Source organism: Pseudomonas sp. MYb13, assembly GCF_002980075.1.
GTDB lineage: Bacteria > Pseudomonadota > Gammaproteobacteria > Pseudomonadales > Pseudomonadaceae > Aquipseudomonas > Aquipseudomonas lurida.
Genome location: NZ_PCQI01000001.1, coordinates 638,893 through 663,017 on the forward strand (window position 1 = coordinate 638,893; position 24,125 = coordinate 663,017).

Annotated in this window: 23 protein-coding genes; 8 read left to right on the forward strand and 15 right to left on the reverse strand. The window is 61.7% G+C overall.

Annotated elements, in window-relative coordinates:
* Positions 1–53: 53 nt before the first annotated feature.
* Complete coding sequence (gene fdhA / locus CQ002_RS02995) at positions 54–1,253, forward strand: formaldehyde dehydrogenase, glutathione-independent (protein ID WP_025858777.1); 1,200 nt, start codon at positions 54–56, stop codon at positions 1,251–1,253.
* Between the two features lie 125 nt (positions 1,254–1,378).
* Here the strand turns inward: fdhA and CQ002_RS03000 are convergent, their stop codons facing one another.
* From CQ002_RS03000 to CQ002_RS03010, 3 genes are all read right to left on the reverse strand, one after another.
* Positions 1,379–1,837 carry an anti-sigma factor domain-containing protein gene (locus tag CQ002_RS03000; protein ID WP_034109770.1) on the reverse strand — a complete coding sequence of 153 codons (459 nt, stop codon included), beginning with the start codon at positions 1,835–1,837 and terminating at the stop codon, positions 1,379–1,381.
* A 76-nt stretch (positions 1,838–1,913) separates the two neighbouring features.
* On the reverse strand, positions 1,914–2,591 hold the full coding sequence (locus CQ002_RS03005; protein ID WP_098467486.1) for an anti-sigma factor domain-containing protein: 678 nt from the start codon (positions 2,589–2,591) through the stop codon (positions 1,914–1,916).
* Positions 2,588–3,232 (reverse strand): sigma-70 family RNA polymerase sigma factor, encoded by a 645-nt coding sequence (locus CQ002_RS03010; protein WP_069078438.1) that lies wholly within the window; start codon positions 3,230–3,232, stop codon positions 2,588–2,590. The genes CQ002_RS03005 and CQ002_RS03010 overlap by 4 nt, the downstream gene beginning before the upstream one ends.
* A 126-nt stretch (positions 3,233–3,358) precedes the next feature.
* Between CQ002_RS03010 and CQ002_RS03015 the strand changes: the two genes are divergently transcribed.
* The gene (locus CQ002_RS03015) at positions 3,359–3,931 is read left to right on the forward strand and encodes a DUF2780 domain-containing protein (RefSeq protein ID WP_069078437.1); all 573 of its coding nucleotides are present in this window, start codon (positions 3,359–3,361) and stop codon (positions 3,929–3,931) included.
* On the opposite strand, the gene CQ002_RS03020 is transcribed toward CQ002_RS03015, so the two are convergent.
* A complete protein-coding gene (locus CQ002_RS03020) occupies positions 3,928–4,815 on the reverse strand; it encodes an acyltransferase (RefSeq protein WP_034109747.1) in 888 nt (295 codons plus the stop codon). The genes CQ002_RS03015 and CQ002_RS03020 overlap by 4 nt on opposite strands.
* Positions 4,816–4,988: 173 nt before the next feature.
* Between CQ002_RS03020 and CQ002_RS03025 the strand changes: the two genes are divergently transcribed.
* Genes CQ002_RS03025 through creD form a run of 4 tightly spaced genes read left to right on the forward strand, consistent with a single transcriptional unit; the run spans position 4,989 to position 9,031 of the window.
* Positions 4,989–5,489 (forward strand): ATP-dependent zinc protease, encoded by a 501-nt coding sequence (locus CQ002_RS03025; protein WP_034109745.1) that lies wholly within the window; start codon positions 4,989–4,991, stop codon positions 5,487–5,489.
* Between the two features lie 9 nt (positions 5,490–5,498).
* Positions 5,499–6,167 carry a two-component system response regulator CreB gene (creB, locus tag CQ002_RS03030; RefSeq protein ID WP_034109743.1) on the forward strand — a complete coding sequence of 223 codons (669 nt, stop codon included), beginning with the start codon at positions 5,499–5,501 and terminating at the stop codon, positions 6,165–6,167.
* Positions 6,167–7,606 carry a two-component system sensor histidine kinase CreC gene (gene creC / locus CQ002_RS03035; RefSeq protein WP_034109741.1) on the forward strand — a complete coding sequence of 480 codons (1,440 nt, stop codon included), beginning with the start codon at positions 6,167–6,169 and terminating at the stop codon, positions 7,604–7,606. Before creB ends, creC begins: the two co-directional genes overlap by 1 nt.
* A 51-nt stretch (positions 7,607–7,657) precedes the next feature.
* Complete coding sequence (gene creD, locus CQ002_RS03040; protein ID WP_034109739.1) at positions 7,658–9,031, forward strand: cell envelope integrity protein CreD; 1,374 nt, start codon at positions 7,658–7,660, stop codon at positions 9,029–9,031.
* Positions 9,032–9,217: 186 nt separating this feature from the next.
* On the opposite strand, the gene CQ002_RS03045 is transcribed toward creD, so the two are convergent.
* The 8 genes from CQ002_RS03045 to CQ002_RS03075 all read right to left on the reverse strand — a co-directional run bounded on the left by CQ002_RS03045 (position 9,218) and on the right by CQ002_RS03075 (position 18,041).
* Positions 9,218–9,847: a glutathione S-transferase family protein gene (locus CQ002_RS03045; protein ID WP_034109736.1), complete on the reverse strand. Its 630-nt coding sequence runs from the start codon at positions 9,845–9,847 to the stop codon at positions 9,218–9,220.
* A 35-nt stretch (positions 9,848–9,882) separates the two neighbouring features.
* A complete protein-coding gene (locus CQ002_RS28275; protein ID WP_146117450.1) occupies positions 9,883–10,059 on the reverse strand; it encodes a DUF4175 domain-containing protein in 177 nt (58 codons plus the stop codon).
* A complete protein-coding gene (locus tag CQ002_RS03050; RefSeq protein WP_034109734.1) occupies positions 10,056–11,159 on the reverse strand; it encodes a PepSY domain-containing protein in 1,104 nt (367 codons plus the stop codon). The genes CQ002_RS28275 and CQ002_RS03050 overlap by 4 nt, the downstream gene beginning before the upstream one ends.
* 63 nt (positions 11,160–11,222) lie before the next feature.
* Positions 11,223–13,631 (reverse strand): TonB-dependent siderophore receptor, encoded by a 2,409-nt coding sequence (locus CQ002_RS03055; protein ID WP_034109732.1) that lies wholly within the window; start codon positions 13,629–13,631, stop codon positions 11,223–11,225.
* Positions 13,632–13,830: 199 nt separating this feature from the next.
* The gene (locus tag CQ002_RS03060) at positions 13,831–14,799 is read right to left on the reverse strand and encodes a FecR domain-containing protein (RefSeq protein WP_034109730.1); all 969 of its coding nucleotides are present in this window, start codon (positions 14,797–14,799) and stop codon (positions 13,831–13,833) included.
* Positions 14,796–15,314, reverse strand: coding sequence for an RNA polymerase sigma factor (locus CQ002_RS03065; RefSeq protein WP_098467480.1), 519 nt, complete (start codon positions 15,312–15,314; stop codon positions 14,796–14,798). Before CQ002_RS03065 ends, CQ002_RS03060 begins: the two co-directional genes overlap by 4 nt.
* A gap of 100 nt (positions 15,315–15,414) precedes the next feature.
* Entirely contained in the window at positions 15,415–16,122 is a 708-nt protein-coding gene (locus CQ002_RS03070) for a PolC-type DNA polymerase III (protein WP_098467479.1), read from the reverse strand.
* Positions 16,119–18,041 (reverse strand): putative nucleotidyltransferase substrate binding domain-containing protein, encoded by a 1,923-nt coding sequence (locus CQ002_RS03075; RefSeq protein ID WP_177431148.1) that lies wholly within the window; start codon positions 18,039–18,041, stop codon positions 16,119–16,121. Before CQ002_RS03075 ends, CQ002_RS03070 begins: the two co-directional genes overlap by 4 nt.
* Before the next feature lie 246 nt (positions 18,042–18,287).
* On the opposite strand from CQ002_RS03075, the gene CQ002_RS03080 reads away from it, so the two are divergent.
* On the forward strand, positions 18,288–18,734 hold the full coding sequence (locus CQ002_RS03080; RefSeq protein WP_034109723.1) for a response regulator: 447 nt from the start codon (positions 18,288–18,290) through the stop codon (positions 18,732–18,734).
* A gap of 87 nt (positions 18,735–18,821) precedes the next feature.
* On the opposite strand, the gene CQ002_RS03085 is transcribed toward CQ002_RS03080, so the two are convergent.
* Positions 18,822–20,999, reverse strand: a complete 2,178-nt coding sequence (locus tag CQ002_RS03085; protein WP_034109721.1) for a malate synthase G — start codon at positions 20,997–20,999, stop codon at positions 18,822–18,824.
* A gap of 267 nt (positions 21,000–21,266) precedes the next feature.
* On the opposite strand from CQ002_RS03085, the gene CQ002_RS03090 reads away from it, so the two are divergent.
* Positions 21,267–21,779, forward strand: coding sequence for a glycine cleavage system protein R (locus CQ002_RS03090; RefSeq protein WP_105162972.1), 513 nt, complete (start codon positions 21,267–21,269; stop codon positions 21,777–21,779).
* Positions 21,780–22,002: 223 nt separating this feature from the next.
* Here CQ002_RS03090 and rarD read toward each other — a convergent pair whose 3' ends face one another.
* Together rarD and CQ002_RS03100 are read right to left on the reverse strand one after the other, a co-directional pair.
* Positions 22,003–22,887 (reverse strand): EamA family transporter RarD, encoded by an 885-nt coding sequence (rarD, locus tag CQ002_RS03095; protein ID WP_105162971.1) that lies wholly within the window; start codon positions 22,885–22,887, stop codon positions 22,003–22,005.
* Positions 22,888–23,062: 175 nt separating this feature from the next.
* Positions 23,063–24,037, reverse strand: a complete 975-nt coding sequence (locus CQ002_RS03100) for a serine/threonine protein kinase (RefSeq protein ID WP_034109715.1) — start codon at positions 24,035–24,037, stop codon at positions 23,063–23,065.
* Between the last annotated feature and the right edge of the window lie 88 nt (positions 24,038–24,125).

Here is a 24,125-nt window from a genome sequence, read left to right on the forward strand (position 1 = left end):
GCGTTGCCTGCCTGGGCAGCGCGGTTTCATAAAAACAACAGCGAGGTGAAAGCATGTCTGGTAATCGTGGTGTCGTGTATCTCGGCAACGGCAAGGTCGAAGTACAGAAAATCGACTATCCCAAAATGCAGGACCCCCGTGGCAGGAAGATTGAGCACGGCGTCATCCTGCGCGTGGTCTCCACCAACATCTGCGGCTCCGATCAACACATGGTGCGCGGCCGCACCACGGCCCAGACCGGCCTGGTGCTCGGTCATGAAATTACCGGTGAAGTGATCGAGAAGGGCAGTGACGTCGAGAACCTGAAGATCGGCGACCTGGTATCGGTGCCCTTCAACGTCGCGTGCGGCCGCTGCCGCTCCTGCAAGGAGCAACATACTGGCGTGTGCCTGACCGTCAACCCGGCGCGTGCCGGTGGCGCCTATGGCTATGTCGACATGGGCGACTGGACCGGCGGCCAGGCCGAGTACGTGCTGGTGCCGTACGCTGACTTCAACCTGCTGAAACTGCCTGACCGCGACAAGGCCATGGAGAAAATCCGCGACCTGACCTGCCTGTCCGACATTCTCCCGACCGGTTATCACGGTGCCGTCACTGCCGGTGTTGGCCCGGGCAGCACTGTCTACATTGCGGGTGCCGGCCCTGTGGGCCTGGCGGCTGCCGCTTCGGCGCGCCTGCTGGGCGCTGCGGTGGTGATCATCGGCGACGTCAACCCGATCCGCCTGGCTCACGCCAAGGCCCAGGGTTTCGAGATTGCCGACCTGTCCCAAGACACGCCGCTGCACGAGCAGATCGCCGCACTGCTGGGCGAACCGGAAGTGGACTGCGCCGTCGACGCCGTGGGCTTCGAAGCCCGTGGCCATGGCCATGAAGGCGTCAAGGCGGAGGCCCCGGCCACAGTGCTCAACTCGCTGATGGGCGTGGTGCGCGTGGCGGGCAAGATCGGTATTCCGGGCCTGTACGTCACCGAAGATCCGGGTGCGGTGGATGCCGCTGCAAAAATGGGCAGCCTGAGCATCCGCTTCGGCCTGGGCTGGGCCAAATCCCACAGCTTCCATACCGGCCAGACACCGGTCATGAAGTACAACCGCCAGCTGATGCAGGCGATCATGTGGGACCGTATCAACATTGCCGAGATTGTTGGCGTGCAGGTGATCAGCCTGGATGACGCGCCGCGTGGGTATGGCGAGTTTGACGCGGGTGTGCCGAAGAAATTTGTGATCGATCCGCACAAACTCTTCAGCGCGGCATAACTCTCAGGCACACGATCCAACGGTGGGAGCGGGCTTGCTCGCGAAAGCGCTGGTTAAGTCGAAGCACGTTTGACTGACCTGCCGCATTCGCGAGCACGCCCGCTCCCACTTGGTTTTTTGGGGTGTCAGCGGTTGGCGAGGGCGCCTTGGTAGACGGTCGGCCCCGTGGGCTGCTTGCTCAACGACCCACCTTTGGTTTCCGAACTCACCATCAACTCCACCGGCTTGCGGATGCTTTTCTGTTGGCGTGGGTTGAGTCCGATAATGCCTTTGCCATCTTCCGGCAACAGTCCAAGCGACACCGGTGCGCCGCCTTCGGGCAACGCCCACAGTTCCAGGCTGCGATCCGGCTCGGGTGCCGTCGTGGCGATCGGCTCGACTTCGAGGTAATCCTTGTGCGCCATGATCTGCGCCGCGGGTTGCTGGGCAGTGGTCACCAGTGTGGCAGCAGACTTGACGTTGTCTTGGGTGTAGAGCGCGCTGCCGAGGCCGGCGACAATGGCCACGCAGACGCCCATGAATACGCGCGGGCGGCTCCAGAAAGGCGGCTTTTGCTCAATCACTTGGGGACGGGTCGCGCTCATCGGGCTTTTCCTGGCAAGGCTTTAAGTCCTGTCATGGACCCTGGTTCGCGCGATGGGTTCCTGACTGCCGTTCAGCTCAAAGTGATGCCAATTGGCCCTGATACAGCACCGGTCCGGTGGGTTGCCCGGTCACTGAACCACCGCGTGGCTCCAGGCTCACGGCCAACGTCAGCGGCGCGGAGAGCAAGGCTCGTTGCGCCTTGCTCAGCGTTATTCGGCCGTTGCCCGCAGCGGGGAGCAGACCCAGGGAGATTGGTTTACCGCCCGGTGCAATCGCCCACAACTCGAGGCTGTGCGTCGGTTCCACCGCAGCCAGTGCCACGGGTTCCACTTGCAGGTGGTCGCCATACGCCTTGATCTGCAGCGCCGGTTGCTGGTTGGCCGCGACGAGCGTGGCGTTGTACTGCGCACCGATGTCTCGTTGATACAGCACGCCCGCCAGCACGGCCACGACTACCACGCACGCCGCTGCCAGCAGGCGCAGGTTCATCCACAAGGGTTTTTTTGCCGGCAAATGCAGCACCTGCGGCTCGATCCGCGCCTTGATGCTGTCCCATACATGCTCGGGCACCGGTCGTTCGGGCAAGGCGCCGGTCAGGCTGGCCAGGGCGTCCTGCCAATGGCCGAGTTCCACGCGCAGCGCCGCATCCTCCAGCAACAAGGCCTCGAAACGCCGACGCGCAGTGGCAGGCATCAGTCCGATGGCGTAGTCGGCGGCTAGGGCACGGCGCAGGGCGGTGGTCTGGTAGTTCATGATTCAAGGCACCTGCGCAGGCGTTCCATGCCGCGACGAATCCAGGATTTGACCGAGCCCAGGGGGGCTGCCAGCTGTTGGGCCAACTCCGCGCACGACAGGCCCTGGAAGTAAGCCACGGTAATCGATTGGCGCTGCATGCCCTCCAGGGTGTCCAGGCAGCGGTTCAAGGCGCGGGCCTCGCGTTCGTTGTCGAGTTGGTCGTGGGCGCTGGGTGTGTCATCGACCAGCGTGTCCTGCTGACCGTCCGCCAGCGGCTGTTCACGGTGCTTGCGCAGTTGGTCGATGGCCAGGTTGCGGGTGATGTTGACCATCCAGGTCATCGGCGCAGACAGGTGCGCCTGGTAGCGCGAAGCGTTGTACCAGATGCGCACGAAGGCTTCCTGCAAGACCTCTTCGGCCAGGTCCTGGCGGCCCATGAAACGCAGCGCTACACCGTGCAAGCGCGGTGAGACGCTCCGGTAGAGGGTTTCGAACGCCTGGCGATTGCCCAGCGCACATTGGGCCAGCAAGGGCTGCAGCGGATCAGCGTCGGACGTGGAAATAGGGCTTCTCCAGGCTCTGGATACAGGGCGATGGGACTGCGCGCGCAAGCGGTGGCAGGCAGAGGTTAGTTCAGGTTGCGCGCGCGTTCCATTCACGGCCGTCTTCCTCGAGGGGGTGTGGTGCATATACGCAGCAGCGACGGGTTTGGATGCACTGGGAACAATCCCCCGGGCTGCCCAGTCAAACGCCTGCTTTCACCCCTACGCCCAGAGGTTGTTTCGATGAAGATTTCACGCGGTTTCGCCCTTTCCTGCCTGATGACCCTGGCAGCCGGCCCGGTGTTCGCCGCAGGGTTCAGCCTTGGGGACGCGGCCAATGCGATTGCCGGCATGCAGGGTGGTAACAACAAGGCCGCTGCTGCCGCACCGTCGTCCGAGACGGCCGGGTTGCTGAGCGCCCTGACCTCGCAACTGAACATCACCCCCGAACAAGCGGTGGGCGGTACGGGCGCCATGCTGGGCCTGGCCAAGAACAAACTGAGCGGCAACGACTATTCGCAGCTGGGTAATAGCGTGCCGGGCCTTGACCAACTGTCGGGCAACAATGCGTTGGGTAGCCTCGGGGCCTTGAGCGGGATGCTCGGCCAGGCCGGCGGCAGCAAGACCAGCGGCCTCGACGGCCTGTTGGGTAACGTGAAGAACACCAACGACCTGAACACCGCGTTCAGTGCCTTGGGCATGGACAGTGGCATGGTCGGCCAGTTTGCCCCGGTGATCCTGCAATACCTGGGTGGCCAGGGTGCCAGCAGCTCGGTGCTGGGCAAGCTGGCCCAGGCATGGGGCACCGGCAGTTAAAGACGCTCCGCGCGCAGTTGCTCGATGCGCGCGTCCTTCTCCGTCCAGAGCTGGTTGACCCAGTTCTGGACGGTTTGGCGAAACACCGGGTCATTCTCGTAATCCCCTTGCCACAACGCCGGATCCAGCTCGCGGGTACGGATATCAATGATCACCTCTGGCACCGCGCCGCTGATCAAATCCCAGAACCCCGGTATTTTCTGCTGTGGATAGACCACGGTCACGTCGAGCACGGCGTCCAGTTGTTCACCCAGCGCCGCCAGCACAAACGCCACGCCGCCCGCCTTGGGCTTGAGCAAGCGGCTGAACGGTGAACCCTGCTGCGCCCGCTTGGCCTCGCTGAAGCGCGTACCTTCCAGATAGTTGACCACCGTCACCGGCTGGCGCTTGAACAGCTCGCAGGCCTCTTTGGTGATCTTCAAGTCCTGCCCCGCGAGTTCCGGGTGCTTGGCCAGGAAAGCCTTGGTGTAGCGCTTCATGAACGGGTAATCCAGCGCCCACCAGGCCAGGCCCAGGAAGGGCACCCAGATCAGCTCTTTCTTCAGGAAGAATTTGAAGAATGGCGTGCGCCGGTTGAGGGCCTGGATCAGCGCCGGGATGTCTACCCAGGATTGGTGGTTGCTGATGACGAGGTAAGACGTGTCACTGCGCAAATCGGCGCCGCCGCGAATATCCCATTGGGTGGGGATGCACAGCGAGAAAATCAGCTTGTCGATCTCGGCCCAGGTTTCGGCGATCCACATCACCGCCCATGACATGTAGTCACGCAAGCGACCGGGGGCCACCAGCTTGAGCAGGGCAAACACCATCAATGGGCCGAACAGCACCAAGGTGTTGAGCAATAGCAGCAGGGTGACAAAACAGCCGGTGAGCAGTCGGCGCATAAGTAACTCTTGGAATCGTGTGGGCGGGTCATGATAAGCAAGGCGAGTCCAGAGGCCAAATCGCAAATCACGGTACGAATGTTTCACAATGTGCCGGGTATGGTTGAGTGAGCTAACTAACCACCGCTTTTGCGGTCTAGAATCCGCCTACTTCTTTCCGAGGACATCACTTCGTGAAACTGCTATTTGCCTCGCTCGCCCTGGCCGCCCTGCCTGTCATGGCCGCCGAACCGACCCTCTACGGTCGCTACGAATACATCCAGTTGCCGGAGATCGGCGAAACCTTCAAGGCCAAGATGGACACTGGCGCGCTGACCGCCTCGCTGTCGGCCCGTGACATCGAGACCTTCACCCGTGACGGCGACGATTGGGTGCGCTTTCGCCTCGGCGGCAAGGAGGCGTCCAACAAAGTCTATGAGCACAAAGTGTCGCGCATCAGCAAAATCAAAAGCCGCGCCGACGAAGACGACGACAAGGACGAACCTTCCGTGGCCAAGCGTCCGGTAGTCGACCTGGAAATGTGCCTGGGCAACGTCAAGCGCACCGTCGAGGTCAACCTGACCGACCGCAGCAGCTTCAACTACCCCTTGCTGATTGGCGCCAAGGCCCTGCGTGAATTCGGCGCTGCGGTAAACCCGGCCCGTCGCTACACTGCTGACAAACCGGACTGCTGACGGACCCTCATGCCGCATATCCTGATTGTCGAAGATGAAGCGGCGATAGCCGACACGCTGATATTCGCCCTGCAAGGCGAGGGCTTTACCACCACCTGGCTGAGCCTCGGCCAGGAGGCGCTGGCCCATCAGCGCCAAACCCCGGCCGACCTGATCATCCTCGACATCGGCCTGCCGGACATCACAGGCTTTGAAACCTGCAAGCAACTGCGCCGGTTCAGCGAAGTGCCCGTGATGTTCCTCAGTGCCCGGGATGGCGAGATCGACCGCGTGGTGGGGCTGGAGATCGGCGCCGACGATTATGTGGTCAAGCCCTTCAGCCCACGGGAAGTGACGGCGCGGGTCCGGGCGATCCTCAAGCGGATTGGCCCCGGTGCTGCGCCCGCGGTGTTCCAGGTTGATCTGGAGCGCATGCAGATTACGTATCGCGGCCAGCCTTTGAGCCTCACGCGCCATGAGTTCCGTTTGCTGCAAAGCCTGCTGGAACAACCCGAGCGCGTGTTCAGCCGCGAGCAACTCCTGGACGCGGTAGGCGTGGCGGCGGATGCCGGCTACGAGCGCAATATCGACAGCCATATCAAAAGCCTGCGCAGCAAATTGCGCAGCGTGGCCGCAGATGCCGAGCCGATCCAGACTCATCGTGGCCTCGGCTACAGCTACAGCCCGAGCAACAGCTGATGCGCCTCGGGCTGCGGATTTTCCTGGTGTATGCGCTGTTTATCGGCCTGACTGGCTACTTTGTGCTCAGCACCGTGATGAAGGAAATCCGTCCCGGAGTGCGCCAGTCCACCGAAGAAACCCTGGTGGACACGGCGAACCTGCTGGCCGAGATCCTGCGCGATGACGTGAAGAACGGCACCCTCGGCCAAAGCCACTGGCCGGAACTGCTCAAGGCCTACGGCAATCGCCAGCCGGGTGCGACCATCTGGGGGCTGCCGAAGAACCAGGTCAACCACCGTATCTACGTGACCGACGCCAAGGGCACGGTGCTTCTCGACTCCATGGGCGAAGCGGTGGGGCAGGATTACTCCCAGTGGAACGATGTGTACCTGACCCTGCGCGGAGAGTACGGCGCGCGCTCCACCCGCAGCGAGCTGGATGACCCCACTTCGTCGGTGATGCACGTCGGTGCGCCGATCCGTGACAACGGCCAGATCATCGGCGTGGTCACCGTGGCCAAGCCGAACAGCTCGTTGCAGCCCTACGTCGACCGCACGGAGCGCCGCCTGCTCTGGTACGGCGCCGGGCTGGTGATTCTGGGCTTGCTGCTGGGCGCGCTGCTGTCGTGGTGGTTGAGTGTTGCCTTGAGACGGCTGACGGCCTATGCCGAAGCGGTCAGCGAGGGCCGGCGCGCCGAGTTGCCCCATTACCGCGGCGGTGAGCTCAAGCAGCTCTCCACCGCCGTGGAGCACATGCGCACGCAGCTGGAAGGCAAGGCCTACGTCGAACACTACGTGCACACCCTGACCCACGAATTGAAGAGCCCGCTGGCCGCGATCCGCGGCGCGGCAGAACTGTTGCAGGGCGATATGACCCGCGAACAGCAGCAGCGCTTCGTCGGTAATATCGACAGCGAAAGCGCGCGCCTGCAACAGTTGATCGAGCGCCTGCTGAACCTGGCACAAGTCGAGCAACGCCAGGGCCTTGAAGAGCAGGCCAGTATTGGCTTGGCAGCCATGGTCGATGACGTGCTCAAGGCCCAATGTGCGCGCATCGAAGGCGCCGGGTTGCACGTCGAACAGACGATTGCGCCGGGGGTGAAGGTGTATGGCGAACCCTTCCTGCTACGCCAGGCACTGGGCAACCTGCTGGACAATGCGTTGGACTTCACGGCGCCCGGTGGCCTGTTGAGGTTCAGCGCACAGACACGGCACAACGACGTGCAGGTGAGCCTGTTCAACCAGGCCGCGCCGATACCCGACTACGCCCTGCCACGCCTGAGCGAGCGTTTCTATTCGCTGCCACGCCCGGCCAGTGGGCGCAAAAGTACTGGCCTGGGCCTCAATTTTGTCGAGGAAGTGATGAAGCTGCATGGCGGCGCGTTGCAGATCGGCAATGTCGAAGGCGGCGTGCAAGTGGTACTGCATCTCCACACAGTCTCCACATTACCCACATAAATCCCCCACACGGGCTGCCCAGACTCTTCCCATCAAAACAGGGAGAGCCCCATGAACCGCAGCCTGCTTTTCAAACTTGGCGCCATTGCGCTGCTGATCCTGCTGTTGCTGATTCCGTTGCTGATGATCAACGGCATCATCGCCGACCGCCAGCTCACTCGCGACACTGTATTGGAAGACATTGCCCGCAGTTCCAGTTATAGCCAGCGCCTCACCGGCCCGGTGATGGTGGTGCCGTATCGCAAGACCGTCCGCGAGTGGAAGCTCAATGAAAAGCTCAACAAGCGCTACGAAGTCACCCGTGAAGAGCGCGGTCGCCTGTATTTCCTGCCGGACCGATTTGAGCTCGACGGCCAGGTACAGACCGAACTGCGCGCGCGGGGCATCTACCAGGCGCGGCTGTTCCATGCCGACAACCGCATCAGCGGGCGTTTCGAATTGCCGGCGCAGTTGGGCATCACCGAAGACTTTTCCGACTACCGCTTTGAGCCGGCGTTTCTGGCGGTGGGTATCAGCGATATTCGCGGCATCGAAAACGCGTTGACGCTGGAGCTGGGCAGCCAGCGCCTGGAGTTCGAACCGGGCTCCCAGGTGGACTGGTTGGGGGAGGGCGTGCATGTGGCGCTGCCGGAACAGGACAGCAAAAAGCCCTACGTCGTGGACTTTGCCTTTGACCTGCGCCTGCAAGGCACCGAGCAACTGCAGGTGGTGCCGGTGGGCAAGACCAGCCAGGTGTCACTGGCCTCCAACTGGCCGCACCCAAGCTTTGTCGGCAACTACCTGCCGGCCCAACGGGAGGTGACCGACAAGGGCTTTACCGCCCGCTGGCAGACCTCCTTCTTTTCCACCAACCTTGAGCAGGCCCTGCAAACCTGCCTGGACAAGCAGGGCTGTGACGACTTCAACAACCGCAGCTTTGGCGTGAACTTCATCGACCCGGTGGACCAGTACCTCAAGAGCGACCGCGCGATCAAATATGCGCTGCTGTTCATCGCCCTGACCTTTGCCGGCTTCTTCCTGTTCGAAGTACTCAAGAGCCTGGCGGTGCACCCGGTCCAGTACGCCTTGGTGGGCTTTGCGCTGGCGTTTTTCTACCTGCTGTTGTTGTCGTTGTCCGAGCACATCGGCTTCGCCATGGCCTATCTCCTCTCTGCCAGTGCCTGCGTGTCGTTGATTGGCTTCTATGTGTGTCACGTGCTGCGCAGTGTGGCCCACGGCCTGGGTTTCTCGGTGGGGTTGGCGGCGTTGTATGGCTTGTTGTACGGGCTGCTGAGTGCCGAGGATTACGCGTTGTTGATGGGCTCGCTGCTGTTGTTCGGCCTGCTGGGCACGGTGATGGTGCTGACGCGCAAACTGGACTGGTATGGCGTGGGCAAGCGCAAGGCCACCGAACCGTTGGTGTTTGACCTGGAGGCGGTGCAATGATCGGGTTGCGTGAGGATCAGCAAGTGGGGGCGCATTTAGCCTCAAGGATCGTTACGTTCCTCAATACCACCACCGACCAATGTGGGAGTGGGCTTGCCCGCGATAGCGGTGGTTCAGAAACAGATGTGCTGAATGACATACCGCGATCGCGGGCAAGCCCGCTCCCACATTGGGTCGGTGTGAGCGTCACACGGGCGGCTGGGTTTCCAGCATCGAAGGTCGCTGGCTGACCTCGGCGTACCAGGCGGCAAGCTGCGGGTTATCCGAGCGCCATTGCATATCCGGATGGCGGAAGTCGAGGTAGCCCAGGGCGCAGGCCACGCTGATGGCGGCGATGTCGAAGTGGCTGGCCAGTTCGGCAATGGCGTCGGCTTCCAATTCAGCGAGGCTTCGACGGATCTTGTTGCGCTGCTCGTCCAGCCATTGGTCCCAGTGCTTTTGCGCTGGGCGCAGGGCTGTCTCGTAACGCACCAGTACGGCGGCGTCCATGATGCCGTCGGCCATCGAGGCCAGGGTCAGGCGGCGCCAGCGGGCCGAGCCGTCGCGAGGGATCAGCGGGTTACCGACGTGCTGGTGGTCGAAGTAATCGAGGATCACCCGGCTGTCGTGCAGCACGCTGCCGTCGGCCAGGCGCAAGGCCGGGATCTTGCCCACGGGGTTGCCTTGCACCACGTGTGCATCCGGGTTGACCGGGGTCGGCATGCAGCCGTGCAGGGCGACGCGGTCCTGCTGGCCGGTTTCAGCCAGCAACACGCGCACCTTGCGAACGAACGGTGAAGCGGGGTTGTGGAACAAGGTCATGCTGGGAGCGGACATGGGCATTCCTCAAGAAAGGGCTGCGCTAATCTATCTCACCGTTTGAGCAAGGCCCAAGTGCCAATTGCAGCGCGAATGCCTAACCCGACCCAACTGAGTGAATCCCACAGCCCATCGCCGAGCAAGGCTGCAAACAACCCGGCGGCACTGAGCAGGCCAATCCCCAGCGGAATGCCAAACACCTTCCAGAAATTCGATTGCCTTGGCTTCATGCCTTGCCTGCCTTGCGTCGCACGATCCACAGGTAGATCCCGCTCACCAGCACGATGATGGTCAACACATCCAACACCGCCCAGAGGATCTTCATCGGCATGCCGCCGTAGTCACCGAAGTGCAGCGGTTGGGACATGCCCATGGCGTCCATGTACCACGGCCGTTCGGCGATGGCGGTGACAGCCAGGGTACTGGCGTCGATCAATACCGGCGTGAGCAGGTGCGAGGTCAGGTGGGTACTGCCCTTCATGAACACGGCGTAATGGTGTTCGCTGGAAAAGCGCGTGCCGGGGAAGGCAATAAAGTCTGGCGCCATGCCCGGTGCGGCCTTGGCGGCAATTGCCAGCAGCTCGGTGGCTGGCGCGCGCTGGGTCAGGGGCGGAGCGTTTTTATACGGCTCGATCATTGCGCTGAGGCTGTCCTGGCGCCAAGCCGCGATGATCAGGTCGGCGCAGGCGCTGATCACGCCGGTCACGCCCACTACCAATGCCCAGGTCAGGGTGACCACGCCGATCAGGTTATGCAGGTCGAGCCAGCGCAGGCGGGTGGATTTGTCCTGGCGCACGGTGGCGAATTTCAAGCGGCGCATGAACGGCAGGTACAGCACCGTGCCCGAGATAATCGCCAATACAAACAGAACCCCCATGAAGGCCAGCAACAACTTGCCCGGCAGGCCGGCGAACATATCCACATGCAGCCGCAGCAGGAACAGGGTGAACCCGCCATTGGCAGACGGCATCTCGACCGCTTCGCCGGTGCGCGCATCCAGCATGAAGGTGTGGGACGCATTGGGTTCGGTGCCGGCGGTGGCGGCCATGATCGCGATCACGCCGTTTTTGTCGTCTTCGTCCCAGGCCAGGTACTGCATGGCCTCGCCGGGGCGATGGGCCTGAGCCTTCGCCACCAGCTGTTCCAGGTTGAGCTGTGGGGTGTCGGCGGGCATCTGCGCCAATTGCGGCTCGTTGCCCAGCAGATGATCGATCTCGTGGTGGAACACCAGCGGCAGGCCGGTGAGGGCGAGCAGCAGCAGGAATACCGTGCAGATCAGGCTGGTCCACGTGTGGATAAAGGACCAGCGGCGGATGGTTTTGCTTTTCATTGTTCATCCAAATGCAAAAGGGCCACGACGTTACCGTGACCCTTGGGGGACCGCGTCAGCGGTTTACCATTTGTAGTTCACCGCCGCGACGACATTACGTTCATCGCCGTAATAGCACCAAGCACCGTCGCAGGTGGACAGGTAGTCCTTGTTGAAGATGTTTTTGGCGGTCACGTCCACTGACACACCGGCGAACACCGGGTTCAGACGGCTCAGGTCGTAATGCACGGCAGCGTCATACACAGTGTACGAGCCTACGTGACCGTTGGCAGTATTGGCGGTGTTGCCGTAGGTATCGCCCACATAACGCACGCCAGCGCCTACGCCGAAGCCATCCAGCACGCCCGAATGCCATGTGTAATCAGACCACAGCGACGCCTGGTTACGAGGCACCAGCTTCATGCGGTTGCCCTTGTCGTCACCCTTGAGGATTTCGGTGTCGGTGTAAGTGTAGGAACCCACCAGTTTCAGGTTGTCGGTGACTTCCGAAGTCGCTTCCAGCTCCAGTCCACGCACGCTGATTTCGCCGATCTGGCTGGTGACGTTGTTCTGTGTGACCGACACGTTTTGCTGGCGTAGGTCGAACACAGCAGCCGTCAGCAGGGTTTTGCTGCCCACCGGCTGATACTTCACACCAACTTCTGTCTGTTTGCCTTCTGTGGGTTTGAACGACTCTGTGGCGCTCGCGCTGGCGCCAGCGGTTGGCTGGAACGACTCGGTGTAGGAAATGTAGGGAGTGATGCCCGAATCGAATACATAGCTCAGGCCTGCGTTGCCGCTGAAAGCCTTGTCGCGTTGGGTGTTTGTGGCGTCGTTCAGGTTGAAGAAGGTAGTTCCGGTGTGAATCCAATCCTCACGACCGCCGAGGGTCAGGCGCCAGTTATCCAGAGCGATCTGGTCCTGGATGTAGAGACCGGTCTGCACGGTTTTCTGGTTGTAGTCGTAGAAGGTGAAGGGCGCGCCAGCCGGGCGCGGCTGGTTGTAGATCGGCCGGTTGGGGTCGATACTCGCTGCATTGCCTTCGATCCAGTGGTAGTCGGTGTTGGTGCGTTGGTGATCCAAACCGAGCAATAGCGTGTGGTTCAGGACGCCCGTTTGGAAGTCGGCCTGGAAGTTGTTATCCACAGCCAGTTGCGAAATGTCTTCGTCCACTTTGTCATAAATGCGCTTGAGCATTCCGTCTGCCCCGACAGCGGTATCACCGTAGCTGGAGTAGGTGGTGTTGAAGGCCAGTTCACTCTTGGTGTAGCGCAGGTTTTGTTTGAACTGCCAGACATCGTTCAAACGATGGTCAAATGCGTAACCGAGGGCGTAGTAGGTACGGTCGTAGTAGTCCTGATCGGGCTCGCCAAGATTTTTATGATGAGAGATCTTGCCCGCTGGCGACGCCAGCTTTGTGCCTTGCAGCGGCAGGAACTGCCCGCTGATACCGGTATCGTCACGGGTGAACTGCGAGAGCAGTGTCAGGTGGGTGTCGTCGTTGATGTTCCAGGTCAGGCTGGGGGCGATGTTGTAGCGTTTGTCTTCGATATGGTCGATAGGTGTGCCGCTGTCACGTACCACGCCATCGACCCGGTAGAGGAATTGACCCTCGTCATCGATTTTCCCGGTGCTGTCGAAGCTGATTTGCTTGCGGTTATTGCTGCCGACCTCGGCGCGTACAGCATTGCTGCTTTCTGCTTGTGGGCGGCGGCTTACCATGTCGAGCATCCCGCCCGGCGGAGTCTGGCCGTAGACAGATGAGGCTGGACCGCGCAGCAGCGTGATGCGGTCCAGATTCCACGTTTCCTGTTTAGGGTTGGCGTAGGAGCCCTTTGGCAACGGCAGGCCGTCGAGGAACTGCGTCGGCTCGAAACCACGAACTCGCAGCCAGTCGGCGCGGGAGTCGCTGCCGTAGCTACTGGCGATCACGCCAGGCATGTAGCGTACGGCGTCGTCGAGGTTCTGCACGCCACGGTCTTCCATCTGTGCTCGGGTGACTACGGACATCGAGCGGGGCGCCTCAATGATCGGTGTATCCGTCTTGGTGCCCGCAGCGGTGCGCGTCGCGACGTAACCGTCTACCGGACCCCAGGCGCTTTCATAGCTGTCCTGGCCCGTGATGCTGGTGGTAGGCAACGCCACGACACCCTCAGGAACCGCCACCAAGGTATAAGTCCCCGCACTGCTCTGCTCCAACTGCAAACCCGTCCCACGCAATGCCTCACGCAGCGCACCCGGTGCATCGAACTGGCCTTGGACGGGCGCCGAGGTCTTGCCTGCGGCGAGTGCCGGGCTGAGGGTCAGTGCCAGGCCGCCCTGGCTGGCAATTTGGTTCAGGGTGCTGGCCAGTGGCGCCGCCGGCAGGTTGTAGGCGCGCACGCTGGACGCTTGTTCGGCGGCGATCAGCGAGGTGCTGGCCAGCGGGGCGCTGAGGGCAATGGCCACGGCTAACAGGCTGGGGCGCAACAGAGTGTCTAGCGTGCGGGACATGGGGCGGCTCCTGAATGGAAATATTTCGCAATTGCCTAGGTGCCGAACGAGAATCGAAAAGTGATAGGGCGAGACGAAAATATTTATTTGAGGCGTGTTTCAGGGCGCAATAGCGGGCAAGCCCGCTCCCACCCTGGGATGCATTTCAAGTGTGGGAGCGGGCTTGCCCGCGAAGGCAGTCGGCCAGGCACCGCAACACCTAAGGCTTGCCCTTGACCATCACCCACCACGGCGTGTGCTGCTCGATCTGCACCGGCAGGGTGGGCAGCAGCGCGTTCAGTGCCAGGGTGGTGTCATGCAGTGGGAAGCTGCCGGTGATGCGCAGGTCAGCCACGTTTTTATCCACGCCCAGGTAACCGGTGCGGTAACGGCTGAGCTCCGCGACCACCTCGCCCAGGCGGGCGTTGTCCACCACCAGCATGCCGCGGGTCCAGGCGTCGGTGGCGGGGGTGACGGCAAGCGCAGGGCCGAGGCCGTCGCTGCGCATCAGCACTTGCTGGCCTTCCTTGAAGATCTGCTCCTGGCGCAGCGCCTCGGGCTGGGCGGCCACCGCCGATTGCAGCACGCTCAAGCGCGTGGCGTCGTCTTCGCGCTTGACGATAAACCGTGTGCCCAGCGCCCGCAGGCTGCCATCGCGGGTTTGTACATAGAAGGGGCGTGCGTCGTTGTGGCCGGTCTCCACCAGGATCTCGCCTTCCTGCAACACAATCAGCCGGCGTTTTTCATCAAAGCGCACGTCGATAGCACTGTGGGTATTGAGATTGATCAGCGTGCCGTCCGCCAGCTTCAGCGTGCGCTGCTCACCCGTGGCGGTGCGTTGATCAGCCAGCCAATAGTGGATCGGCACATAACGCTCACCGGCAAACAGCGCCAGGCCAATGACCAGTGCAATGCTCGCCAGGCCACTGCCCAGCTTGCGCACGCGCTGGCGAATACCTTCACGTGATTGCAATAACGCGGCCCGCGCCGGGCCCGAGGCCACGCTGAAACGCTGGTCAAGCATGCCCAGCTGGCGCCAGGCGCGGGCATGCTCTTCATCGCTGGCCAGCCACTTATCGAATTCTTCGCGCTCAACCGCGCTGCCATCGCCCGAATCGAGGGACAGTTGCCACGCGATGGCTGCATCCAGTACACGGGCCGAAACCGGTTTGGAACTGATCACCGTCACTGTGGCTCGCCATACAGAGCGATGTAGCACTGGCGAATGCCCTGGGCCAGGTACTGGCGCACCCGGGGCACCGACACGCCCAGGCGCTGGGCGATTTCTGCGTGGCCCATGCCGTCGAGGCGGTTGTAGAGGAAGGCCGCACGGGCCTTGCTCGACAATTTGCCGAGCAGGCGGTCGATGGCCTTGAGGTCTTCGAGGATCAGTTGCTGTTCTTCCGGCGAAGGGTGTTCGCTTTCCGGGATCAGCATCAGTTCGGTCAGATAAGCCTGTTCCAGGGCAGCGCGACGGAAGTAGTCGAACAGCAGGCCCTTGGCGATCGCGATCAGAAACGCACGGGGTTCGCGGGGTTCGCGCAACTCCTCACGGCCGAGCAGGCGGATGAAGGTGTCCTGGCTCAGGTCTTCGGCGCGGCTCGGGCAGGCCACATTGCGCCGAAGCCAGGCCAACAGCCAGCCACGATGGTCGCGATACAACGCGCCAACAAGCTCACTGTGTGGGTTCTGGATCGACGACAAGGCATCACCTAGTAAACGAGATGTTTAAACTAACGAGAATTATTCGCGATTGTGTCAGAGCCGTGGGGTGGGCGCAATTAGCGTCTGTCGGGAGATGGCATTAAAACGATGGCGCGTGTTTACGCCGTTTCCATTGGCTTAAACGCTCTTGCAATGCCTGTGGTGTGTCGATGTGCTGCTGGCGCGCGCGGCTGAACAGGATGAGCATCAGCTCCGCCGTGGCCAGGGCATCGGCGCTGGCGTGATGGCGTTCGCCCACGTGCAGGTTGAAGTGGTTGATCCAGTCGTCCAGCCCCGCTTCGCGGATAGGTGCGTCGGGGCACAGCAGGGGGGCGATGTCGGCCACATCCAGGAACGGGTGGGCCAGGCGATAACCCAGGCTGTCCTTGAGCGCCCGGCACAGCATGTGTTGATCGAACGGCGCATGGAAGGCCAGCAATGGGCTGTCGCCGACGAACTCCATGAAGTCCAGCAGGGCGTCCACTGGATCGCTGCCGGCGGCGATCGCACTCGGGCCCAGGCCGTGGATCAAGACGCTGGGGCTGAGTTTCGTTTCGGCGCGTTGCAACGTGCGCTCGAACATCTGCGAGAAATCCACCGCGCCGTCCTCGATCACCACCGCGCCGATGGACAGCACCAGGTCACGGTTGAGGTTCAGGCCGCTGGTTTCCAGGTCCAGCACGACCCAGCGTTGGCTGCGCAAGGGTTCGCTGCCCAGCGGCGTCGGCTTGCGCAGTTGCTCCACACGCTGTTGTTGTGCGCTGTCGAGCCCCGGTTTTTTCGTGCGCAGCCAACTGAACAGACTCACAGCTGATACCGCAACGTCAGGCTGCTTTGCAGGCGCTGGGCCTGGCGCAGGGATTCACGCAGGATGCGCCGGTCCAGGTGGTTGAGGCTTTCAGGGTCGACGCGGTTGGAATACGGCTGGTTCTCGCGGGTCTGCAACTGGTGCTGCTGCATGCGGGTTTGCTGGATAAAGTGGTAGGCCTCTTCATACGCCGCGCCGTCCAGGGGCTCGATCACTTCCTTGACCACCAGTTGGCGCAGGCGCTCCAGGGTGTTGTTGGTGTGGATGCCATTGGCCAGGGCCAGCAGGCGGGCGCCGTCGACAAAGGGCGTAAGGCCCTGCACCTTGAGGTCGAGAGTGGCCTTCTCGCTGCCTTTACGCGTCAGCACAAACTCGCGAAAACGGCCGACGGGCGGCCGCTGGCGCAACGCGTTTTCGGCGAGCATGCGTTGGAACAAGCGGTTGTCAGCGACCTGATCGAGGATGCCCTGGCGCAATTGTTCGCAACCACGCTCATCGCCCCACACCACACGCAGGTCGAAATAGATGCTGGAGCCCAGCAGGTTCTCCGGTGTTGCCTCGCGGATAAACGCCGCAAACCGCCGCGCCCATTCGGCACGCGACAAGCACAACTCCGGGTTGCCGGCCATGATGTTGCCCTTGCACAGGCTGAACCCGCACAGCGCCAGGCTCTGGTTGATCTGCTGCGCGAGCGGTAACAGGCGGCCACGAATCTCGGCCGCTTCAGCGGCGTCCCGGGCGTCGAACAGGATGCCGTTGTCCTGATCGGTGTACAGCGTCTGCTCGCGGCGACCTTCGCTGCCAAAGCACAACCAACTGAATGGCACGCCAGGGTCGCCTTTTTCGGCGAGGGTCAGCTCGATCACCCGGCACACGGTGTGATCGTTGAGCAGCGTAATAATGTGGGTGATCTGGGTGGACGACGCGCCATGGGCCAGCATGCGCTCGACCAACTGGCCGATCTCGCCGCGAATCGCCACCAGGTTTTCCACTCGCAGTGCGTTGCGGATAGTGCGCGCCAGGTGCACCAGGTCCACCCGTTGCAGGGAAAACAGGTCGCGCTCGGACACCACGCCGCACAGGCGCTGATCCTTGACCAGGCACACATGGGCAATGTGCCGTTCGGTCATGGCAATCGCCGCATCGAAAGCGCTGTGGTCCGGGGTGAGGAAGAAGGGCGCCTGGGTCATATGGCCTTCGATGCCCTGGCTGAAGTCACTGGTGCCGTCCGCCACGACCTGGCGCAAGTCGCGCAGGGTGAAAATCCCCAAGGGCGCCTTGAGCTCGTCGACAATCACAATGCTGCCCACCTGTTGCTCATGCATCAGCGTGACGGCTTCACGCAGGGGTGTGGTTGGGCTGCACGTTACCGGGTGGCGCATGGCCAATTCGCCGAGGCGAGTGTTCAGCGAGTACTGAGTGCCGAGGGTTTCCACCGCCTTCTGCTGCACTTGCTGGTTGACCTGGTCCAACAGGCTGCTGACGCCGCGCAAGGCAAAGTCTCGAAACGGGCTGGAAAGCGCGAACAGCTTGATAAAGGCTGGCTTGTTCAGTTGCAGGCAGAAAGTGTCTTCGGCGGCCTTGTGCTCGGTGCGGGTCGCCCGTTCGCCCAATAGCGCTGCCAGGGGGAAGCATTCGCCGGTGGTGATTTCAAAGGTGGTTTCGGCGCTGTCCGGCCGCTCTCCCACCACGCGGCCCTGCTTGACGATGTAAAAGTGCTCAACCGGCCCGCCCGACGGTTTGAGGATGCTGTCGCCGGGGCCATAAAAGCGTAACTGGCACTGTTCCACCAGAAACGCCAGGTGGGCATTTTCCATTTGGTTGAACGGCGGGAAGCGTTGCAGGAACTGCAGGGTGCCGTGAATGTTTTGCAACACAGCAGTTTTCCCCGCCTGGGCGAAGGCATCAGCTTTACTCATAACAGTGACCGCGGTTTTTTTGTCGTTATCGTCCCTCATGGTCGACTCCTGCGCAGCGGGTGCCCATTGGACGTAAGTCTAGGTCGATACAAACGGCACACACCTAGGGAAAAACCTTACATGACTATCGTCCAAAACCCGTAGAACGCCCACTAGGCAAACTTTCCGACGAAGTGCACATTGTTCGCCCTTCCGCAGATGTCTGACGAGTGTGCTGGGAGATTGATTAGAACTGCTGAGAACCGTATGTCCGACCACGATATTTTGAGTGATGCCGAGCGCGAGGCGCTGAGCGCCGTGATGCTGGAGCCTGATTTACCGCCACAACGTGTGTTGATTGTTGACGACGACAAGGACGCACGTGAATTGCTGGCGGAGATCCTGGGGCTGGACGGTATTCGTTGCATGACCGCCGAAAGTGGTGAGGCGGCGTGGGATTTGTTGAAGTCCAGCAGCTCTATCGGTTTGTTGATCACTGACCTGCGCATGGCGCCCAGCAATGGCCTGGAACTGATCCGCCAGGTGCGCGAGTCCACGCGTGCGGCATTGCCGATCATCATTATGTCGGGGGACGCGGAAGCGCCGGACGTGATTGATGCGATGCATTTGAGCGTGGTGGACTTCCTGCTCAAGCCGATTGATAGCGTGAAGTTGGCGAAGATGGTCAAGCGAGAGTTGGGCATGGCCTCCTGACTTTCTTACGGGCTTGCCAGCGATGCGGCCGGCTCGCTCTCCCTGACCCCATAAAAAAGCCCTGATCTCGCGATCAGGGCTTTTTATTTACAGGCCGTTCTTGGCCTTGAACTCCCGACGCCGACGGTGCAGTACCGGCTCGGTGTAGCCGTTAGGCTGCTTGGTGCCTTCAATCACCAACTCCACCGCTGCCTGGAACGCGATATTGCTGTCGAAATCCGGCGCCAGTGGGCGATACAGTTTGTCCCCGGCATTCTGGCGGTCCACCACCGGCGCCATGCGCTTGAGGCTTTCCAGCACCTGGGCTTCGGTGACGATGCCGTGGCGCAGCCAGTTGGCGATGTGCTGGCTGGAGATACGCAGGGTGGCGCGGTCCTCCATCAGGCCTACATCGTTGATGTCCGGCACTTTCGAACAGCCGACGCCCTGGTCGATCCAGCGCACGACATAGCCGAGGATGCCCTGGGCGTTGTTGTCCAGCTCGTTGCGGATTTCTTCCTCGGACCAATCGGTGTTCTGCGCCAGGGGAATAGTCAGGATGTCGTCCACCGAGGCGCGCTCGCGCTTGGCCAGTTCGGCCTGGCGGGCGAACACATCGACCTTGTGGTAGTGCAACGCGTGCAGCGCCGCTGCGGTTGGCGACGGCACCCAGGCGGTGTTGGCGCCGGCCAGTGGGTGAGCGATTTTCTGTTCGAGCATCGCCGCCATCAGGTCGGGCATGGCCCACATGCCTTTGCCGATCTGCGCGCGACCTTGCAGGCCGGTGCTCAAGCCGATATCGACGTTCCAGTTCTCGTAGGCGCCGATCCATTTTTCCGCCTTCATGGCCGCCTTGCGCACCATCGCGCCGGCTTCCATGGACGTATGGATCTCGTCGCCGGTGCGGTCGAGGAAGCCGGTGTTGATAAACACCACGCGCTCGCTGGCGGCCTTGATGCAGGCCTTGAGGTTGACCGTGGTGCGGCGCTCCTCGTCCATGATGCCGACCTTCAGCGTGTTGCGCGGCAGGTTCAGCACGTCTTCGATGCGACCGAACAACTCGTTGGTGAACGCCACTTCTTCCGGGCCGTGCATCTTCGGTTTAACGATGTACACGGAACCGGTGCGGCTGTTCTTGCGGCTGCTGTTGCCGTTGAGGCTATGGATGGCCGCCAGGCTGGTGAGCAGGCCGTCGAGGATGCCTTCAGGGACCTCGTTGCCGTCTTTGTCGAGGATCGCGTCGATGGTCATCAGGTGGCCAACGTTACGCACGAACAGCAGCGAACGACCGTGCAGCGTCACGTCCTTGCCATCCACGCCGGTGTAGACGCGGTCGGCGTTCATGGTGCGGGTGAACGTCTTGCCGCCCTTGGCCACTTCTTCGGCCAGGTCGCCCTTCATCAGGCCGAGCCAGTTACGGTAGATCACCACTTTGTCGTCGGCATCCACGGCAGCGACCGAGTCTTCGCAGTCCATGATGGTGGTCAGCGCGGCTTCCACCAGCACATCTTTGACGCCGGCGGCGTCGGTCTGGCCGACCGGGGTGCTGGCGTCGATCTGGATCTCGAAGTGCAGGCCGTTGTGTTTCAACAGGATCGCGATGGGTTGGGCAGTGTCGCCCTGGAAGCCGATCAGTTGCGCGTCGTCACGCAGGCCGCTGTTGCTGCCGCCCTTGAGGCTGACGATCAGCGTGCCATCGACGATCTTGTAGCCGGTGGAATCCACATGGCTGCCGGCGCTGAGCGGTGCGGCTTCGTCGAGGAAGGCGCGTGCGAAGGCAATAACCTTGTCGCCCCGCACCTTGTTGTAGCCCTGGCCTTTCTCGGCGCCGTCGGCTTCGCTAATGGCATCGGTGCCATACAGTGCGTCGTACAGCGAACCCCAGCGCGCGTTCGAGGCGTTGAGGGCGAAGCGGGCGTTCATCACCGGCACTACCAGCTGAGGGCCGGCCATGCGTGCGATTTCGTCATCGACATTTTGGGTCGTGGCCTGGAAGTCTGCGGCTTCTGGCAGCAGGTATCCGATGTCTTGCAGGAAGGCCTTGTAGGCCACCGGGTCGTGCGCCTGGCCAGCGTGGGTTTGGTGCCAGGTATCGATCCGCGCTTGGAAATCGTCGCGTTTGGCGAGTAGGGCTTTGTTCTTCGGTGCCAGGTCGTGGATGACCTTGTCGGCACCGGCCCAGAACTGGTCGGCAGTGATGCCGGTACCGGGAATGGCTTCGTTATTCACGAAGTCGAACAGGACTTTGGCGACCTGCAGGCCACCGACTTGAACGTGTTCAGTCATTGCTTGCCTCACTCTGCGGAGCTTATGCGCTTTTTCAGATTTTCATTATGTAGTGCACGGTTGGGCATACTACATGATGACTTGCGGTTGTGAAAATTAGACTAAATACGTCGTTTAGCGACCCACTTTGGTCGTACGGTCACAGCGGAGAACCGGATGTTCTCAAAAAACTATTGGATTGTTCCAGATAAATATAAAAATGGTACACGATTTGTGATCGGGGGCTTCCGGGTCCACCTTGTAGATTGAATTCCAGAGGGCTTCACCATGGACCATCTTGTACTCACAATTATCGCCGCCGACAAACCCGGCGTGGTTGAACGCATTGCGCAGAACATCGCTGCCCACGGCGGTAACTGGCTGGAAAGCCGCATGGCTCACATGGCCGGGCAGTTCGCCGGGATTCTGCGGGTCAGCGTGCCGGCGGAAAACCGTCAAGCCCTGGTGGGCGCGCTGGAGGATTTGTCCACACATGGCATTCGTGTGCTGGTGGGTGAGGGCAGCACCGGCCAGGCAGTGGCATCCAAGTCGATTGTGATGACGCTGGTGGGCAATGACCGCTCGGGCATCTTGCGCGAGATCACGGCGTTGTTGAGCAAGCAGGGTGTGAACTTGGGGAGTCTCAGCACGGATGTGCGCCCAGCGCCCATGAGCGGTGACCCGTTGTTTACCGCCGAGGCGCTGTTGCAGGTGCCGGCGACGTTATCCCTGGATGACTTGCAGCAGTCCCTGGAAACCCTGGCGGACGACCTGATGGTGGAACTGCATAACGAGGAATGATCTGCCCACAGGGTTATGCATCGAAATCTTGCATGGGCCTGTGGATAACCTGTAGAGACCCGGCGCCAGCCCACGCCGGCCGGGGTTCTCCGCTGTCTGAGCAAAAAACGAGCAGTTTCAAGGGCTTGTGCACAAATGGCGGGGATCAGGTTGTGGATAACCTTGGGGTGGATGTCTGCAAGCCACGTGTGTATTGGCTTGCAGAGGTTTGTACGTTATTTGATCAGCTTTTTCGCACGCTCAGCCAGATATCCACGCTGTATACCACCAGGCCCGCCCAGATGAAGGCGAAGGCGGCCAACGTGCTCGGCGCCAGGTGTTCGCCGAACAGCAGCACGGCTTCCAGCAGTACCAGCGTCGGCGCCACGTATTGCAAGAAGCCCAGGGCGGTGTAGGGCAAGTGCCGTGCGGCGGCGTTGAAACAGACCAGCGGGATCAGCGTCACCGGGCCCGCGGCCACCAGCCACCAGGCTTCGGACGTACTCCAGAACGCCATCTGTGCGCTGTGGGCCGATGGGTTGAAGAGCAACCACGCCACGGCAATCGGCACCAGCATCCAGGTTTCCACCACCAGCCCCGGTAGCGCCTTGACCGGCGCCTGTTTGCGGATCAGCCCGTAGAAGCCAAAGGTCAACGCCAGCACCAGCGACACCCACGGCAAGCTGCCCACCTGCCACACCTGTTGTGCCACACCCACCGCAGCCAACCCGACCGCGACCCACTGCAAGCGGCGCAGGCGCTCGCCCAGGATCAGCATGCCCAACACCACATTCACCAGCGGGTTGATGTAGTAACCCAGGCTCGCTTCCAGCATGCGCCCGCTGTTCACCGACCACACGTAGGTCAGCCAGTTACCCGCGATCAACGAACCACTGAGTGCCAGGATCGCCAGGCGCTTGGGGTTGTCGCGCAGTTCGCGGAACCAGCCAGGGTGCTTCCATACCATCAGCAACAACGCGCCGAACAGCGCCGACCACAGCACGCGGTGCACGATAATCTCGGCGGCCGGGACGCTGGCGATGGCTTTGAAGTAGAGCGGGAACAGACCCCAGATGACGTAGGCGCTCAGGCCCAGTATGTACCCCTTGCGGGGGTTGGCGGCTTGCATTGCAGAATCCTTGCTTAGGCAGCTAACAAAGCGCGATTGTAAGGATTTTTGTCAGGCAATGGGCGGCGCTTTTCTGTGGGCGCTGGCTTGCCTGCGATGGCGACACCCGGGTGCCACAGGGACACCGAGTTGCCTGCATCGCAGGCAAGCCAGCGCCCACAAGGAGAGGGTAGGGTCAGAAGAGCTTGAGGGGCTCTTCATTCAGGGCCGAGAGCTGTTCGCGCAACGCCAGCACCTGGTCACCCCAATAGCGCTCGCTGCCGAACCACGGAAAGCTGTGGGGGAACGCCGGGTCATCCCAGCGCCGTGCCAGCCAGGCGCTGTAATGCATCAGGCGCAGGGCGCGCAGGGGTTCGATCAGCGCCAATTCACGCGGATCGAAGTCGTGGAATTCCTGGTAACCGTCCATCAGCTCCGACAACTGGCCCAGGCATTCCTGGCGATCGCCGGCGAGCATCATCCACAGGTCTTGCACCGCCGGGCCCATGCGGCAGTCATCCAGGTCGACGATATGGAACATCTCGTCGCGGCACATCATGTTGCCGGGGTGGCAATCGCCATGCATGCGGATGTTCTTGTGCGGCGTGGCCTTGTACACCTCTTCCACACGCTTGAGCAGGTCGCGGGCCACGGACTCGTAGGCGGGCAACAGGCTCTTGGGAATGAAGTTGCCTTCCAGCAAGGTGGTGAGGGAGTCGTGACCGAAGTTCTTCACGCCCAGGGCTTCACGGTGTTCGAACGGACGCGTGGAACCCACTGCATGCAAACGACCGAGCAGTTGCCCAAGACGGTAAAGCTGGTCGAGATTGCCCGGCTCCGGCGCACGGCCACCACGGCGTGGGAACAAGGTGAAACGGAACCCGGCATGCTCGAACAGGCTTTCGCCGTCGTGGATGAGGGGCGCGACCACCGGCACTTCGCATTCCGCCAGTTCGAAGGTGAATCGGTGTTCTTCAAGGATCGCCTCGTTGGTCCAGCGTTGCGGGCGGTAGAACTTGGCGATCAGTGGCTCCGAATCCTCGATGCCCACTTGATACACGCGGTTTTCGTAGCTGTTGAGCGCCAGGACGCGAGCATCGCTGAGGAAACCGATGCTTTCGACAGCGTCGAGCACCAGGTCGGGGGTGAGTGTTTCAAACGGATGGGCCATGCGAACTCCTGCGCGCAGCAGGGCGCCGCGTCCGGCCGGCTATGGTAACAGCATCGATAGGTGGTGGCTGTTCGGACGCCTTCGCGAG